The organism is Amycolatopsis sp. lyj-108 (assembly GCF_046549005.1).
Taxonomy (GTDB): domain Bacteria; phylum Actinomycetota; class Actinomycetes; order Mycobacteriales; family Pseudonocardiaceae; genus Amycolatopsis.
In genome coordinates this window covers 232,255-246,526 of the sequence record NZ_JAJPWQ010000012.1, presented here as the reverse complement: position 1 = coordinate 246,526, position 14,272 = coordinate 232,255, and the positions used below count along the sequence as shown (strand labels likewise).

The following is a 14,272-nucleotide window of genomic DNA, read 5'->3' as shown; positions in this document are numbered from 1 at the left end:
CATGCCCGAGGGGCACACGCTCCATCGCCTGGCACGGTTGCACAAACGCCGTTTCGCCGGTCACCCGGTCGAGGTGAGCAGCCCGCAAGGACGATTCGCCGGTGAAGCGTCCCGTTTGGACGGCCGGTCGCTGGTCAAGGCCGAGGCGTACGGGAAGCACCTGTTCCACGACTATGGTCCACACGGGACGGTGCACGTCCACCTCGGCCTCTACGGCACGTTCTCCGACGTGCCGCTGCCCGTTCTGGAGCCGGTGGGGCAGGTGCGGATGCGCTTGGTCGGCCCGACGCATTCCGCCGACCTGCGCGGCCCGAACCAGTGCGAACTCCTGGACGCGTCCCAAGTGGACGCGATCAAGGCGCGGCTCGGCCCGGATCCGCTGCGCCGCGACGCGAAGCCGGACAAGGCGTGGGAGCGGATTTCGCGGTCGAAGACGTCGATCGCGGCACTGCTGATGGACCAGTCGGTGCTGGCGGGCGTCGGCAACGTGTATCGCGCCGAGGTGCTGTTCCGGCACGGTGTCGCCCCGCTCGTCCCCGGCCGCGCGCTCGACCGCGGGCTGTGGGACGACATGTGGGCGGATCTCGTGACGCTCATGCGGCACGGTGTCCGGGTGGGACGGATCGACACGGTCGCGCCGGAGCATCTGCCCGAGGCGACCGGGCGCGCGCCGCGGCAGGACCGGCACGGGGGCGAGGTCTACGTCTACCGCCGCGAGGGGATGCCTTGTCTCGTGTGCGGGACGGCGGTGCTGCGGAGCGATCTGGCGGCGCGGAACCTCTTCTGGTGCCCGACCTGCCAGCCCGCCTGACGAACTGAGTGGCACTGACGTGAGGTGTCGCGAAAGCCACTTTCGGGACCGCTGACGTCACGAAAGTGGCTTTCGCGACATGCCACAGTGCCCTAACCGCCCAAGAGCCGTCTCTGCCGCCGCGACGTTGCCGAAGGTGCCGCAAAGCCGTGAGGGCCTCCTTCCCTACTGTCAAGGTAGGGAAGGAGGCCCTCACGGCTTTGCCTGCCTGAAGAGCTTCCCGAATGCTATGAAAGGTCCTTTCCTTGCCAAATTTGCAAGGAAAGGACCTTTCATAGCGCTTGAAGGGGCGACAGTGGGGCTAGAAGTCGAAGCCGCCGCCGTCGAACCCGCCGCCATCGAAGCCGCCACCGTCGAACCCACCGGCGTCTCCGCCCGTGTCGCCACCGGCGTCACCACCCGCGTCACCGGCGCCGGCGTCCTCCTGGCCCGCGTCATGGCCCGATTCCCAGGCCGACGCGCTCGCGATACCCGCCATCCCGGAGAACATCGCGCTGAACAGCAGCATCGAACCGAGACCCCAGGCGCCGGCGACGAGCGCGGGCTTCCACCACGGCTCGCTGTACCAGCCCTGCGGCACCGGACGTCCTGCCACGCGGCCACCGGGGTAGTAGTGGGGCGTCCGCTGGCTCGGGTCGGGCGAGGCCTCGTAGTGCTCGCCCTCGACGTCGACGGAGCGGTACTCGGTGACCTTGCCGGCGCGGTCGCGCTCTTCGCTGGCCGGCAGGTCCGGACCGGGGTCCATGCCCATCGCGAGTCGTGCCGCGCGGACGTAATAGAGGCCTTCGATGGCGGTCTCGCGCACCAGCCGGGCCTGTTCGACGGTCTGTGCCTGCTCCATCTGCGAGCCCGCCGCGGTGAAGCGTTCGGACGCGTCCGCCATCGCCTGCTGGGAGGCGGTGTCGGTGCCGGTGAGGTTCATGACCTGACCGCCGAGCCGCTCGACGAGGCGCCGTGCGTCGGCCTTCGCGTCGTCCAGCTGGCGCTTCTTGGCCGCCGCCTGGGATTTCGCGAAGTAGATGCCGCCGCCGACCACGACGACGAGGAGCACGATCAGGAAGATCGCGGTACCCATGGGTTCACTCCAGGAATCGTTCGGCCTTTGCTCTGATCAACGCGGACGGCCCGTCCGTGGTTCCCGCGCACACTGGCGGCAGAAACTAGAACACGTTATAGTTCGGCTCCATGAAGTTCACCCTGTCGATCGCGATGAATCCGCTCGATCAGCTGGGCGAGCTCGCCCGCGCCGCCGAAGAGGCGGGTTTCTCCTCGATCGCGCTCCCGGATTCCCTGTTCTACTCCGAAACGGTCTCGGCCGACTATCCGTACACGCCGGACGGCAGTCGCTTCTGGACGGAGGAGACGCCCTGGGCCGATCCGCTGGTCGCGGCCGCCTCGATGGGCGCGGTCACCGAACGGCTCACGTTCTACACCTCCGTGCTCAAACTCGGCTCCCGCAATCCGGTCCTGCTCGCGCGTCAGGTCAACTCGGTCGCGGCGCTGACCGGCGGCCGGTTCGGCCTCGGGCTCGGCGTCGGCTGGTCGCCGGAGGAGTTCCGCTGGTGCGGCGCCCCGTACGAGAAGCGCGGCAAACGCGTCGACGAGGCCATCGAGGTGCTGCGCCTGATCCTCGACGGCGGGATGGTCGAATTCCACGGCGAGTTCTTCGACTTCGACAAGCTCCGCATGAGCCCGACGCCGCCGTCGCGGGTGCCGTTCTACATCGGCGGTCACACCGACGTCGCGCTGCGCCGGGCCGCCCGCGTCGCCGACGGCTGGTCGTCGGCGATGATGAAGTTCGACGACCTCCGCGACACGATCGCCGAACTGCGCCGGCTGCTGGCCGAACGGGGCCGCGCCGACGATCCCTTCGAGTACCAGGCCGTGTGCATCGACAAGTTCGGTCTCGACGGCTATCGCGAACAAGGCGACATCGGCGTCACCGACATCATCACCATGCCGTGGGTGTTCGACGGCCTCGGTTTCGACGCCGAAGTCGGCCCGAAACTCGATTCCATCAAGAAGTTCGGCGACGAGATCATCGCGAAGATGGGAGACTGAACCATGGGTGTCGACGTCTGCTGGGATCCGGCCGCCACGCAGCCGCCCGCGCGCCGAGCCGCGTTCCGTTCGATGACCGCGGTCACCGCCGGGGACAAGGCCGCCTGGCTCGAACTCTTCGCCGATGACGCCGTCGTCGAGGATCCCATCGGCCCCTCGATGTTCGATGAAGAGGGCAAGGGACACCACGGGCACGACGGGATCAGTGCCTTCTGGGACAAGACGATCGCGAACGTCGACCGCTTCCAGTTCACCATCCGCGACTCCCATGCCGCCGGTGACGAGGTCGCGAACGTCGGCACGATCACGACGTATCTGCCCGGCGGCTATCGCGTCGACACCGACGGCGTGTTCGTCTACCGGGTGCGCGAGGACGGGCTGATCGTGTCGATGCGCGCGTTCTGGGAGACCGAGCGCGCCATGGCCACCGCCAGGAAAGCCGATGAGTGACACACGGGTTTGACCCTCGCCACCGGGTAGGTTCACGCCATGCGGATCGGCGTGGTCAAGGTCGTGTTCCTGGTGGTGGGGTTCTACGCCCTGGACACGCTGATCTTCCTGCTGCTCGCCTTCGGTGGCGGCTTCCTGCTGGCCGGGATCGACAACGTCCCGCTGTTCATCCTCGCCGGGCTCGGCCTCGGCTTGCTGTTCGGCACCGGGGTCGCGGCGCTCCTTCCGTTGCGCCCGGCGCCCTTCGTGCCGAAAGGGGTTCCGCTCTACCGCGACGACGCCCCTGAGCTGTGGTCGACCCTCACCGAACTGGCGGAGGCGATCGGCACCCGGCTGCCGGACCAGGTGTGGCTCACCGCCGGGCCGGGGGCGTCGGTCGTCGAGGAGGCGCGGCTGTTCGGGCTGAAACCCGGTCGCCGGTTCCTGTCGATCGGCCTGCCGACGCTCCAAGCGTTCACCCGTGCCCAGGCTCGCGCCGTGCTGGCGCACGAGTTCGCCCACTACGGGCAGCTCGACGGCCGGACCAGCGTGACCGGTTACCGCTCCCACGTCGCGGTCGCGCGGATGCTCGACCGCTTTCCCCGAAGCACGATCAACCCGCTGGCGTGGCTGTTCCGCGGCTACGCGCGCCTGTTCGTCCTCACCCAGCGGGTGGCGAGCCGCCGTCGTGAATACGGGGCCGATCAGGTCATGGCCCGGCTCGCCGGGCGGGCCACCGCGCACTCGGCGTTGCGGCTGCACGCGCGGCTCGACGGGGAATGGACGCGGTATCTCGGCGTCCACGTCGAACCCGGGGCGGAGGTCGAGATGGCCCCCGACACCGTCTACGGCGGTTTCGCAAGGATGCTCGAAGCACGGCGCGAATGGCTGGCCACCGTCGACGAGCCCCTCCGGCTCCCCTCGCGCTGGGATACGCACCCGCCGACGTCGGAACGGCTGTGGGCCTTGGAAGCCGCGCCCGACAAGTCCGATGTGGACGAACGTCCGGCGCTGGGCCTGCTCGCCGACCCCGTCCGGTCCGCCGCCCGGCTCGAAGAGGCGTCGTTCGACTTCGGTGAGCGCCGTCGTCTCCCCTGGGACACCTACCCGCGCGAGGCGGCATTGGCGCGGCTGAAGGTCGAAGCCGAGGCCGCGTACCGGGCCATCGCCCGGGCGTCGGGGCAGCCAGGCGGCAGCCTCGAAACGCTTCTCACGTTGTCGGGAGCGGATGTCCCGGAAGACGGGGTCACGGCCGCCGTCGTCCTGGCCGCCCTGGACGCGGGCACGATGCGCTTCGCGCACCGGTGGGACGACGAACCGGATTTCGTCCTCGCCGACGGGTCTTTCCTGGACTTCGACCTCGTCGAGGATCTGCTGATCGGCGAACCGGAGCATGTCGCGCGTGCCCGCGCGGCACTGGCGGGGCTGGGCATCGACCCGGCGGCCGCGAACGGTGGGACGGAGCGGCTCTCGCCGGGGGAGGCGCCGGTGCTCGGCGGGCTGGCGAACGTGAAATTCGACGATTCGCTCGGCCATCTGGTCATCACCGAACGCGGCCTGATCTTCTCGCCCGCTCCGGGGACCGAGTCCGACTCCGGGAAAGAAGCACTGCTCGCGCTGATGGCACAGGCCCCGTTCGCTGTCGCCGCCCGTGCGGGCGCGGTATGGCTGCCGTACGAGGAGATCTCACGCGTGGAGAAGCGGCGTGACATCCCGCTCAAGGCGACCGTGACCCTCTACAACGGCACCGAGCACCGGATCCACGCCGTCTACACCGGCTACGTCCACGAGAAGTCGCACGAGACGATCCTCCAGGTGCTCAGGTGAGCCGCTCCGCGCGCCGGGTCAGGTACTGCTTCTCGGGTTCGCTCGCGGTCTTGGCGGCGGCACGGAGGTAGGCCTCGCGCGCGGCGGCGGTGTCGCCTGCCAGTTCCAGCAGATGCCCCCGCACGGAAACGAGGCGGTGGGTCTGGCTCATCCGGCTGTCGTCGTCGAGGGTGGCGAGCAGTTCGAGACCCGCTTCCGGCCCGTTGACCTCCGCGACCGCGACGGCGCGGTTCAGCGTGACCACAGGGCCGGGCGAAACCTTCTCGAGGACGTCGTAGAGCGCGAGGATCTGGGACCAGTCCGTGTCGGCCGCGGTGGCCGCCTCACTGTGGACGGCGGCGATCGCGGCCTGCACCTGGTACGGCCCGACCGGGCCCGCTTCCAGTGCCGCGCTCACCAGCGAAACGCCTTCGGCGATCAGTTCCGCGTTCCAGCGCGACCGGTCCTGCTCGGCGAGCGGGACGAGCGAGCCGTCTTCGCCGGCGCGGGCGGCGCGGCGGGCGTCGGTCAGCAGCATGAGCGCGAGCAGGCCGGTGACCTCGTCCTCCTCCGGCATGAGCCGCCGCAGCAGCCGGGTCAGCCGGATCGCCTCGGCGGTCAGGTCGGCGCGGTGCAGGTCGGGGCCGCCGCTGGTCGTGTAACCCTCGTTGAAGATCAGGTACAACACCTGGAGGACGACGCGGACCCGCTCGGCGAGCTCCGCTGCCGGCGGCAGGACGAATTCGGCGCCCGCCTTCTTGATGGTCTGTTTCGCCCGGCTGATCCTCTGGGCCAGCGTCGATTCCGGCACCAGGAAGGCGTTCGCGATCTCGCCCGTGGTCAGGCCGCCGACGGCGCGCAAGGTGAGCGCGAGCTGCGACGGCGCGGACAAGGAAGGATGGCAGCACAGGAAAAGGACGGTGAGCGTGTCGTCCGATTCGGACACAGTGGACGGTTCGCCGGCCGGCTCCATCAGCGCGGAGTTCTCCTCGCGACGGCGTCGCGCGCTCTCGCTGCGCCACTCGTCCACCAGCCGCCGGGTCGCGACCGTCGCGAGCCACGACTTCGGACTGTCCGGGATGCCCTGCTCCGGCCACTGCTGCGCGGCCGAGAGCAGGGCTTCCTGGACGGCGTCCTCACAGGCGTCGAACTGCCCGTGCTTGCGCACCAGCAACCCGATGACCTGCGGGGCCAGCTCCCGCAGGAGCGCTTCCACCTGACGATCGTCCTTCACGACGCCAGTCTTACCCCATGCGAGCCGTCAGGCGACGGGGGAGTAGTGCGAAGCGTCGCCTTCGAGGGATTCGCTCGGCACCCCGTCGATGCCCACCGGGACATCACCCGCCACGGTCACCCGGTTCAGGCGGCGCGGCAGGTCGTCGTAGTTGTCGACGGCGTAGTGCTGGGTGATGCGGTTGTCGAACAGCACCAGCTGGTTCGGCTCCCAGCTCACCCGTACGACGTTCTCCGGCCGCGTCACGTAGGACTGCAGCAGCCGCAGGATGTCTCGCGACTCGCCCTTGGACAGCCCGATGATCCGCTGCGCGAACCCGCCGATGTACAGCCCGCGCTCCCCGGTCACCGGATGCACCCGCACCACCGGGTGGACCGTGCGGAACTTCTGCGACACGAACACCTTCCGGCGTTCCTGCTCCGCATCGTCGAGGGTCTCCGGCGCCTTCGCGTAGTCGTAGTCGTTGGTGTGCTCGGCGCGCAGCGTGTCCGCGAAGGCCCGCAGCGGCTCCGGCAGATCACGGTAGGCGGCGGCCGAGTCGGCGATCAGCGTCTCGCCTCCGTATGGCGGGACGACCAGGCTGCGCAGCGTGCTGGCCTTCGGCGGGTTGAGCACGAAGGTGACGTCGGTGTGCCACTGGTTCGCGCGGCCCTGCTCGCTGTCGACCGGCAGGATCGCGGGCTCGCCGTCCACCGACGGGACGGTCGGATGCGCCTTCGTCAGCTCGCCGAAATGCTCGGCGAACCGCTGCTGGCCCGCGTCGTCGAGGTCGACGCCCGAGAAGACGAGCGCCTTGTGCTCGTGCAGGGCCTCGGTGACGAACGCGACGGTCGCGGCGTCGAGATCTTTGGCGGGATCGACGCCGACGATCTGCGCGCCGATCCTGCCGGTGATCTTGCGGACCTCGACCTGGGTGTCGATGGCGGTCATGCGGCGTGCTCCTTTACTCGGGTGCGGGTGACGGGGCGGGCGAGGCCGTAGTGGCCGCGCAAGGTCGTGGCGGTGTACTCGGTGCGGAACAACCCGCGCCGCTGGAGTTCCGGGACCACGAGGTCGACGAAGTCCTCGAGACCGCCGGGCAGCGTGGGCGGCATGACGTTGAAGCCGTCCGCGGCGCCTTCGATGAACCAGTGCTCCAACTGGTCGGCTACTTGCGTGGCGGTGCCGGCGAAGACACGGTGACCTCGCCCGCCGGCCAACCGCTCGATGAGCTGGCGGATGGTCAGGTTCTCGCGCCTCGCCAGGCCGGTGACCAGCTCGAACCGGCTTTGCGCGCCTTCGGTGAACGTGCCGACGTCGGGCAGCGGGCCGTCGAGCGGGTACGGCGTCAGATCGTGGTCGAGCATGGTCGACAGCTGCCGCACGCCGTACGCGGGCGTGATGAGGGCGTTGAGTTCGGCCTCGCGTTCCTTCGCCTCGGCCTCGGTGCGGCCCAGGATCGGGCTGATCCCGGGCAGGATCTTGATCTCCTCGGGCGAGCGGCCGTACTTCGCGAGCCTGCCCTTGACGTCGTCGTAGAAAGCCTTGCCCTCGGCGAAAGTCTGCTGCGCGGTGAACACCGCCTCGGCGAACCGGGCCGCGTACTCCTTGCCCGTCTCCGAGGAACCGGCCTGGACGAGCAACGGATGCCCCTGCACGGGACGCGGGATGTTCAGCGGTCCGCGCACCTGGAAATGCGGGCCGTCGTGGTCGATCGGGTGGATACGGTCGGTGTCGGCGTAGACCCCGCTCGACTTGTCGATCACCGCCGCGTCGTCGTCCCAGCTGTCCCAGAGTTTCTTGGTGACCTCGACGAATTCGGTGGCGCGTTCGTACCGCAGCGCGTGCGACGGCCGGGCGTCGCGGTTGAAGTTGCGGGCCTCGTCCTCACCCGCCGACGTCACGATGTTCCAGCCCGCGCGTCCGCCGCTGAGATGATCGAGCGACGCGAACTTCCGCGCCAGGTGGTACGGCTCGTTGTAGGTCGTCGACGCGGTGGCGATCAACCCGATGTGCTCCGTCGCCCCGGCCAGCGCCGAAAGCAGCGTCAGCGGCTCGAACAGGGTGTGCGAGTTGTAGCGGACGTTGCCCCACAACGCGACGCCGTCGGCGAGGAACAGCGAATCCAGCTTGCCGCGTTCCGCCGTGCGGGCGATGTCGACATAGTGCCTCAGTGTCGCGGCCCTGTGCGGGTCCGTGCTCGGATGCCGCCAGGCCGCCTCGTGATGCCCGTTCGGCATCACGAACGCGTTGAGGTGTAAGTGTTTCACGCCTTCTCCTTGACACGCCAGGTGGAGAACCGCCGCTCCAGCGCGACGAAGCCCGCGTTGATGGCCAGCCCGAGCACTGAAACCGTGATGATCGCGGCGTACATCTGCTGGATCTGGAAGTTGACCTGCGAGTTGTTGATCAGATAGCCGAGGCCCGCCTTGGCGCCGACCATTTCGGCGGCGATCAGGATGAGGATCGAGTACGCCGCCGCCATCCGGATGCCGGTGAAGATGGTCGGCACCGCCGACGGCAGGATCACCTTGCGGAACAGGTTCGGGCTCGACAGTCCGAGCGAACGCGCGGCCTTGACCAGCAAGGGATCCACGGTGTTCACCCCGGCGATCGTGTTGAGCAGCACCGGCCAGACGCAGGCGTAGACGATCAGCGCGATCTTGGACACCTCGCCGATGCCGAGCAGGAGCGTGAACACCGGCAGCAAGGCCAGCGCGGCGGTGTTGCGGGCGAGTTCCAGCAACGGGTTCAGGAATTCGGCGAGCGGGCGGTACCAGGCGATCAGCAGCCCCAGCGGTACAGCGACCGCTACCGCGAGCACGAAACCGGCGGCGGACCGGCCGAGGCTCGCCAGCAGATGATCGGCCAGCTGACCGTTGAGGATGAGTTCCCAGAGGGCGACGAGGTCTTCCGACAGCGGCGGAAGGAAGGTCCTCGTGCCCTCGTCGAGAACGTACTGAGGAGCGAACTCCCAGACAGCGAGGAAGAGCAGGATTGCCGCGGAACTGCGGAAAGCCTTACTGAGCCGGTTCTTTTTCTTGCGAGGTTTCGCGGCGGCTTCGGGTCCCGTGTGGACTGTCGACGCTTCGAGGGTGGCGGTCATCAAGCGGCCCTCCGGATCTCGTCGTGCAGGAGTTCCCACAGACGGTGGCGGTGCGCCACGAACGCGGGCGCCGAGCGCAGGTCGTCGTTCGAACGGTCGCCGAGGTCGATGTCGACGACGTCCTTGAGCCTGCCCGGCCGCGACGTGAGCACCGCGACCTTCTGTCCCAGGTAGACGGCCTCTTCGATGCTGTGGGTGATGAAGACGATGGTCTTGCCGGTGCGCTGCCAGATCCGCCGCAGTTCCTCCTGCAACAGTTCACGGGTCTGGGAGTCCAGCGCGGCGTACGGCTCGTCCATCAGCAGTACGTCCGGGTCGTAGGCGAGGCTTCTCGCGATCGCGACGCGTTGCTTCATACCACCGGAAAGCTGGTGGGGGAGATGCTCCTCGAACCCGGAAAGTCCGACCAGGTCGAGGAATTCCCTGGCCCTTTCGGCGCGTTGCCGTTTGTTCAGCGTGCCGCCCTCAAGGCCGAACTCGACGTTGGCGCGCGCGGTGCGCCAAGGGAACAGCGCGTACTGCTGGAACACGACACCGCGATCCAAACCCGGGCCGGTGACGGGTTTCCCGTCGATCAGGACCTCGCCGGAGGTGGGTTTCGCGAGCCCGCCGAGCAGGTCGAGCAGCGTGGACTTCCCGGAGCCACTCGGTCCGACGAGTGAGAGGAACGTGCCGTCCTCGATGTCGAGGGAGACGTCGTCCAGCGCGGTCAGCGTGTCGAAGGTCTTGGTGACCGAGCGGAGGCTGATCTTGGCGGTCATGCGCCACCGCCTTCGCGGTACGGGTTGAATTCGTTGGTGTAGATCTTCTTGAGGTCGACCTGTTCGTTCTTGATGAACCCGGACTGCTTGAGCCAATCCGTCCAGAGCGTGTAGTCGTGGTCGGAGATCAGCCCGCCCTTGGTGACGCCGGTGCTCTTCCAGTACTTGAGCGTGTCGGTGTTCTCGTTGCGGCCGCGGTTCTGGATGATCTTGGTGAACCGGGCGATCACCTCGTCGCGTGGCGTGGTGCGGGCCCATTCGATCGCCTTGGCCACGCCGGTGACGAAGGTTTTCGTGGTCTCCGGGTACCTCTTGATGAAGTCGGTCCGCAGCACGTACGGCCCGCCGTTGTAGGGACCGAACGCCTCGACGTCCTTCACGATGGGGCGCACGCCGCCTCCCGCGAGGGCGCGGTCCTGGAGCACGCCGTTGAGCGCGGCGACGTCGATCTGGTCGTTGCGCAGGGCCTGTTCGGTGTTGATCGGCGGCAGGACGACCAGTTGCACCTGGTCGATCTCGGCGTCGGAGAGGCCGCTGCGCTTGAGCCAGGTGTCGAGGGCGGCCTCCAGGTTCGCGCCGACGGTGTTCACGCCGACCTTCTTGCCGATGAGGTCGCGCGGGGTGCGGATCGGGCTGTCTTCCTTGACATAGAAGCCCAAGAAGGTCTTCTCGTCGGAGCCGTAGTAGTTGACGACCGCCTTGATCGGGGCGCCGGCGTCGACGAGTTTCGCGACCGCGCCGGTGAAGGCTCCACCGAAATCGGTCTGGTCGGTCGCGGCGGACTGGATGTCCTGCGGCCCGCTGATCGTGTTGCCGACCCACTTGAGCTTGACCGGGCCGAAGTACCCGAGGTCCTCGGCGAGTTCGGGGAAGGTGACGTTGTTCGCCGACCCCTGGTAGCGGAGTTCGAGTTTCTCGGGCTGGCCGGCGACGCCCGCCGGAGTCGCGGAGGCGCCGCAGCCCGACAGCGCCAATCCGGCGATGAGCGCGGCGATCAAGGGCACTGGTTTCTTCACGGTGGGCTCTTTCGTTCGGGTATGCGTCGATGGAGAAGATTCTTCGCAGGCCCGGCCGACAGCGTCAATTTTGCGATTTAGTGAAGTAACTCAGGAGGCGTTGGCGAGATCGGCGAAAAGCGGGTCCTCGTAGAGGGCGTTCAGTATGACCGCGCCGCCGGCGGTCGCCAGTTCGGTTCCCGGAAAGCTCGACGCCACAACGTTTTCCACGGCGTTCTGACAGATCCAGGAGCGTTGGGCGACTTCGTCCCGGATCGTGGAAAGGCAGCCTTCGACGTCGCGTACACTCTGGTCGAGTACGATGAGGATTTCCGGATTGAGGACATCGAAGAGCAATGCGGCGGCCTGTCCGATAATTCGCGCGCGCTCATGGAAAAGGGCGATGGCGCTCTTGTTTCCCGACGCCGCCAAATGGAGCACGTCGGCGAAGATCGGTTTTTCGACGATTTGTGCTTCGACGGCCTTGCGGGCGATCGTGCGCTCCGAAACGGTGGCTTCGAGACAACCGGATCGCCCGCAGCGGCACGGTTCCTCGCTGTCGTCGACCCGCAGATGCGCGACCGCGCCCGCCGCCGACCGCGGTCCATGATGGACGGTGTCACCGGTGGCGAAAGCGGCGTCGACCACGTTGCCGGTGAACAACTGCACCACACTGCGGCGCGCTCTCCGTTGCCCCAGCAGGCGTTCGGCGTGGATGAGCGCCCGCGAATGCCCGTCGACGCGGACGTCGAGACCGGTCACCTCGGTGAGCAGATCGCGCAAAGGGACTCCTTGCCAGCCGAGCAGGCCGTGCTCCACCACGGTTCCCGACGACTCGTCGACCCAGCCGCCGGTCGCCACCCCCAACCCGAGCGGCGTCCGCTCCGGCGCGTGCCCGACGAGGAGGTCGTCGAGCAGCTCCGCGATCTGCGCGGCCTGCACGGCGGGCTCGGCGCCATGATGTGGGGTTTCGTGCTGTGCCAGCACCTTCCCGCGCAGATCCAGCAGCCCGACGGTGAGATGGTCGACCGCGACATGCGCCCCGCACACCACGAACCGCCCCGTGTCGAGGTCCACCGGCACGAACGGCCTGCCGACCGCGCCGGCGACCTCGGGCAACTCGGTGAGGAACCCGCGGCGCATCAGCTCCGCCACATGCCCCGTGACGGCCGCGGCGCTCAGCCCGGTGCGGCGCGCGATGGTGCTGCGCGCGATCGCCCCTTCGTCCAGCACCGCGCGGAGCACCGCGCTGGCACTGGCGCTCCGCCTGCCGGTCACGGTGCCGATGTTCGCAAGCGGGTGCCGGTGGGCCTAGGGCTCTCAGTATCCGGGAGCAAGCCGTCGGATGAACCTGGCGCTGTGTTCGCAGCGGTCCTCGTATCCCCGCGCGCGGTAAAAGGCGTGCGCGGCGGTCCGGTGGCGGGAACTGGTGACCTCCATGGTGTCGCAGCCCAAACGCAGCGCCTCCGCTTCGGCCGCGGCGACCAGCTCGCGTCCGATGCCCGAGCCTCGCCGGGTCTCGTCCACCACCAAGGCGACGATCCGCCCGCCGGAACCCGGCCGCTCCAGGAGCGGAATCGCGACCACCGCGATGACACCGACCACCGTGCCGTCCGCCTCGGCGACGAACGTGGCACCTTCGGGATGGCGGGCCCAGCGTTCGAGCCGTCCGCGCACGTCGGTCTCGTCGTTGTCCGGGTAACCCAGCTGGGCGAGGAGCGCTGTCACGGCGGGGGCGTCGGTGATGCGGGCGTGGCGGATCTCCATGATCGCCATCCTGCCTGGACGTGCGACGGCCGACGAGTACCGCGAGTCTGGCTAGTCTCGCGCTGTGCACACACATCGGAGCTTCGAGAACCCGCCCGCGTTGCCCCACGCCACGGTCGTCGAGACGCTGGAGCGTGCCCTGCGGGACAGATCGTTCGAAGGCGAGGCGGCGGAGACCCTGGTCGGAACCGCGTTGAATGACGACGACCACGCGTTCGCCGAGCATTGGTGTGTCGAGGTGGGGACACGGGCCGAGCCGGGCAGCTCTTTGCTCGGGCTCGCCGGATTGTGCTTGGGGCATACCGCTCGCCGCTTCGGGCGGCTCGGCACCGAGGCGGTGAAACTAGCCGAATCCCTGGCCGCCCGAGCGGAAGCGGACCCGGCCGACGTGGACGGGCGGGCGATGGACGGTTTCGACGACGTCCGGGACTTCCTGCGTTTGTGGCCCTCCCAGGGCTGAGCCGACGCCGGCGACCTTGGCACACTGAGCCATATGGCAGTGACCCAGCAGCTCGCTCGGATCTCGGCCACGCGGCTCGCCGAATGTCGCCGGTCGGTCGACGCGCTGCACGAGCTCTGCTCCTTCTCGTCGACTCCAGCCGAGGACTACCTCGACATGGATTGGTGGCCTGCCACCCTGAAACGGGCTTGGGCGCTGACCAAGGCCGATGGCCGGACCTTGGCGCGGCTACGGCGTTGTTTCAACGGTGAGGAAGAAGTCAACCCGGCCTACCGGGATCATCCCGACACGATCTGGGAACACCCGGTGACCGCGTTGGAGCCACCGCAGGTCGGCGAGGTCGCCGAAGCGTTGCATGCCGTGACACCCGGTGCGGTCCGTGCCGTCGTGCCGTCGGACCCCGATCGGATCGAGGCCGAGTTGGGCAAGAGCGCGCTGGCTTTGGGCGGTGATCTGGCCGGACGACTGACTCGGGAACACACCGTCCTGCGCGACTTCTACGAAGAAGCCGCTGGCCGTCGGCTGGCCATCGTGCGGTGGTGGGACTGAGCGTTCCGACGTCGCCGAGCGGCGGTAGCCAAAAGGGCCGAACCCGCAGGTCCGGCCCCATCTGGTCGGGATGACAGGATTTGAACCTGCGACCCTCCGCTCCCAAAGCGGATGCGCTACCAAGCTGCGCCACATCCCGTGACTTCCCCGATCTCCCGGGGGGTGTGCGCACAGCCTAGCGGGTCACGCTAAGCTGCTTTCGCACCCGGTACTCCGGGGGCACGCGGGTGTAGCTCAATGGTAGAGCCCTAGTCTTCCAAACTAGCTACGCGGGTTCGATTCCCGTCACCCGCTCCACAGCTCCGCATCCGAAC

At 68.3% G+C, this 14,272-nt stretch carries 15 protein-coding genes and 2 tRNA genes; 7 read left to right on the top strand and 10 right to left on the bottom strand.

Going from position 1 to position 14,272, the window contains the following annotated elements; translation table 11 throughout:
* Nucleotide 1: 1 nt before the first annotated feature.
* Nucleotides 2–811: an Fpg/Nei family DNA glycosylase gene (locus tag ACLJO0_RS35190; RefSeq protein WP_410583404.1), complete on the top strand. Its 810-nt coding sequence runs from the start codon at nucleotides 2–4 to the stop codon at nucleotides 809–811.
* Between the two features lie 301 nt (nucleotides 812–1,112).
* Here the strand turns inward: ACLJO0_RS35190 and ACLJO0_RS35185 are convergent, their stop codons facing one another.
* Nucleotides 1,113–1,886, bottom strand: a complete 774-nt coding sequence (locus tag ACLJO0_RS35185) for a hypothetical protein (protein WP_410583402.1) — start codon at nucleotides 1,884–1,886, stop codon at nucleotides 1,113–1,115.
* Between the two features lie 110 nt (nucleotides 1,887–1,996).
* On the opposite strand from ACLJO0_RS35185, the gene ACLJO0_RS35180 reads away from it, so the two are divergent.
* Genes ACLJO0_RS35180 through ACLJO0_RS35170 form a run of 3 tightly spaced genes read left to right on the top strand, consistent with a single transcriptional unit; the run spans nucleotide 1,997 to nucleotide 5,128 of the window.
* Nucleotides 1,997–2,872, top strand: coding sequence for an LLM class F420-dependent oxidoreductase (locus tag ACLJO0_RS35180; RefSeq protein ID WP_410583400.1), 876 nt, complete (start codon nucleotides 1,997–1,999; stop codon nucleotides 2,870–2,872).
* A gap of 3 nt (nucleotides 2,873–2,875) precedes the next feature.
* Nucleotides 2,876–3,322 (top strand): nuclear transport factor 2 family protein, encoded by a 447-nt coding sequence (locus ACLJO0_RS35175; RefSeq protein ID WP_410583398.1) that lies wholly within the window; start codon nucleotides 2,876–2,878, stop codon nucleotides 3,320–3,322.
* Between the two features lie 39 nt (nucleotides 3,323–3,361).
* Complete coding sequence (locus ACLJO0_RS35170; RefSeq protein ID WP_410583396.1) at nucleotides 3,362–5,128, top strand: M48 family metalloprotease; 1,767 nt, start codon at nucleotides 3,362–3,364, stop codon at nucleotides 5,126–5,128.
* On the opposite strand, the gene ACLJO0_RS35165 is transcribed toward ACLJO0_RS35170, so the two are convergent.
* The 8 genes from ACLJO0_RS35165 to ACLJO0_RS35130 form a co-directional block, all read right to left on the bottom strand.
* Nucleotides 5,121–6,341 carry an RNA polymerase sigma factor gene (locus ACLJO0_RS35165; RefSeq protein WP_410583395.1) on the bottom strand — a complete coding sequence of 407 codons (1,221 nt, stop codon included), beginning with the start codon at nucleotides 6,339–6,341 and terminating at the stop codon, nucleotides 5,121–5,123. The two genes, ACLJO0_RS35170 and ACLJO0_RS35165, sit on opposite strands and share 8 nt — an antisense overlap.
* A gap of 27 nt (nucleotides 6,342–6,368) precedes the next feature.
* Entirely contained in the window at nucleotides 6,369–7,271 is a 903-nt protein-coding gene (locus tag ACLJO0_RS35160; RefSeq protein ID WP_410583393.1) for a TauD/TfdA dioxygenase family protein, read from the bottom strand.
* A complete protein-coding gene (locus ACLJO0_RS35155; RefSeq protein ID WP_410583392.1) occupies nucleotides 7,268–8,590 on the bottom strand; it encodes an LLM class flavin-dependent oxidoreductase in 1,323 nt (440 codons plus the stop codon). The genes ACLJO0_RS35160 and ACLJO0_RS35155 overlap by 4 nt, the downstream gene beginning before the upstream one ends.
* Entirely contained in the window at nucleotides 8,587–9,426 is an 840-nt protein-coding gene (locus tag ACLJO0_RS35150; protein ID WP_410583390.1) for an ABC transporter permease, read from the bottom strand. The genes ACLJO0_RS35155 and ACLJO0_RS35150 overlap by 4 nt, the downstream gene beginning before the upstream one ends.
* A complete protein-coding gene (locus ACLJO0_RS35145) occupies nucleotides 9,426–10,187 on the bottom strand; it encodes an ABC transporter ATP-binding protein (RefSeq protein ID WP_125793059.1) in 762 nt (253 codons plus the stop codon). The genes ACLJO0_RS35150 and ACLJO0_RS35145 overlap by 1 nt, the downstream gene beginning before the upstream one ends.
* Entirely contained in the window at nucleotides 10,184–11,203 is a 1,020-nt protein-coding gene (locus ACLJO0_RS35140; RefSeq protein WP_410583388.1) for an ABC transporter substrate-binding protein, read from the bottom strand. Before ACLJO0_RS35140 ends, ACLJO0_RS35145 begins: the two co-directional genes overlap by 4 nt.
* Nucleotides 11,204–11,293: 90 nt before the next feature.
* Nucleotides 11,294–12,460 (bottom strand): ROK family protein, encoded by a 1,167-nt coding sequence (locus ACLJO0_RS35135; protein WP_410583387.1) that lies wholly within the window; start codon nucleotides 12,458–12,460, stop codon nucleotides 11,294–11,296.
* Nucleotides 12,461–12,502: 42 nt separating this feature from the next.
* Entirely contained in the window at nucleotides 12,503–12,949 is a 447-nt protein-coding gene (locus ACLJO0_RS35130; RefSeq protein WP_410583386.1) for a GNAT family N-acetyltransferase, read from the bottom strand.
* Between the two features lie 64 nt (nucleotides 12,950–13,013).
* Here ACLJO0_RS35130 and ACLJO0_RS35125 point away from each other — a divergent pair, with 64 nt between their 5' ends.
* Together ACLJO0_RS35125 and ACLJO0_RS35120 are read left to right on the top strand one after the other, a co-directional pair.
* Entirely contained in the window at nucleotides 13,014–13,409 is a 396-nt protein-coding gene (locus tag ACLJO0_RS35125; protein ID WP_410583385.1) for a hypothetical protein, read from the top strand.
* 33 nt (nucleotides 13,410–13,442) lie between these two features.
* On the top strand, nucleotides 13,443–13,958 hold the full coding sequence (locus tag ACLJO0_RS35120) for a hypothetical protein (protein ID WP_410583384.1): 516 nt from the start codon (nucleotides 13,443–13,445) through the stop codon (nucleotides 13,956–13,958).
* Between the two features lie 62 nt (nucleotides 13,959–14,020).
* Here the strand turns inward: ACLJO0_RS35120 and ACLJO0_RS35115 are convergent.
* A tRNA-Pro gene (locus ACLJO0_RS35115) sits at nucleotides 14,021–14,097 on the bottom strand.
* 84 nt (nucleotides 14,098–14,181) lie between these two features.
* On the opposite strand from ACLJO0_RS35115, the gene ACLJO0_RS35110 reads away from it, so the two are divergent.
* Nucleotides 14,182–14,255 (top strand) — tRNA-Gly (locus tag ACLJO0_RS35110).
* Nucleotides 14,256–14,272: the final 17 nt, after the last annotated feature.

Bases quoted from the DNA above. Each gene is read 5' to 3' on its own strand.
- ACLJO0_RS35160 (WP_410583393.1), bottom strand. From the start codon at position 7,271: ATGACCGCCATCGACACCCAGGTCGAGGTCCGCAAGATCACCGGCAGG.
- ACLJO0_RS35170 (WP_410583396.1), top strand. From the start codon at position 3,362: ATGCGGATCGGCGTGGTCAAGGTCGTGTTCCTGGTGGTGGGGTTCTAC.
- ACLJO0_RS35130 (WP_410583386.1), bottom strand. From the start codon at position 12,949: ATGGAGATCCGCCACGCCCGCATCACCGACGCCCCCGCCGTGACAGCG.
- ACLJO0_RS35185 (WP_410583402.1), bottom strand. From the start codon at position 1,886: ATGGGTACCGCGATCTTCCTGATCGTGCTCCTCGTCGTCGTGGTCGGC.
- ACLJO0_RS35150 (WP_410583390.1), bottom strand. From the start codon at position 9,426: ATGACCGCCACCCTCGAAGCGTCGACAGTCCACACGGGACCCGAAGCC.
- ACLJO0_RS35190 (WP_410583404.1), top strand. From the start codon at position 2: ATGCCCGAGGGGCACACGCTCCATCGCCTGGCACGGTTGCACAAACGC.
- ACLJO0_RS35175 (WP_410583398.1), top strand. From the start codon at position 2,876: ATGGGTGTCGACGTCTGCTGGGATCCGGCCGCCACGCAGCCGCCCGCG.
- ACLJO0_RS35145 (WP_125793059.1), bottom strand. From the start codon at position 10,187: ATGACCGCCAAGATCAGCCTCCGCTCGGTCACCAAGACCTTCGACACG.
- ACLJO0_RS35120 (WP_410583384.1), top strand. From the start codon at position 13,443: ATGGCAGTGACCCAGCAGCTCGCTCGGATCTCGGCCACGCGGCTCGCC.
- ACLJO0_RS35180 (WP_410583400.1), top strand. From the start codon at position 1,997: ATGAAGTTCACCCTGTCGATCGCGATGAATCCGCTCGATCAGCTGGGC.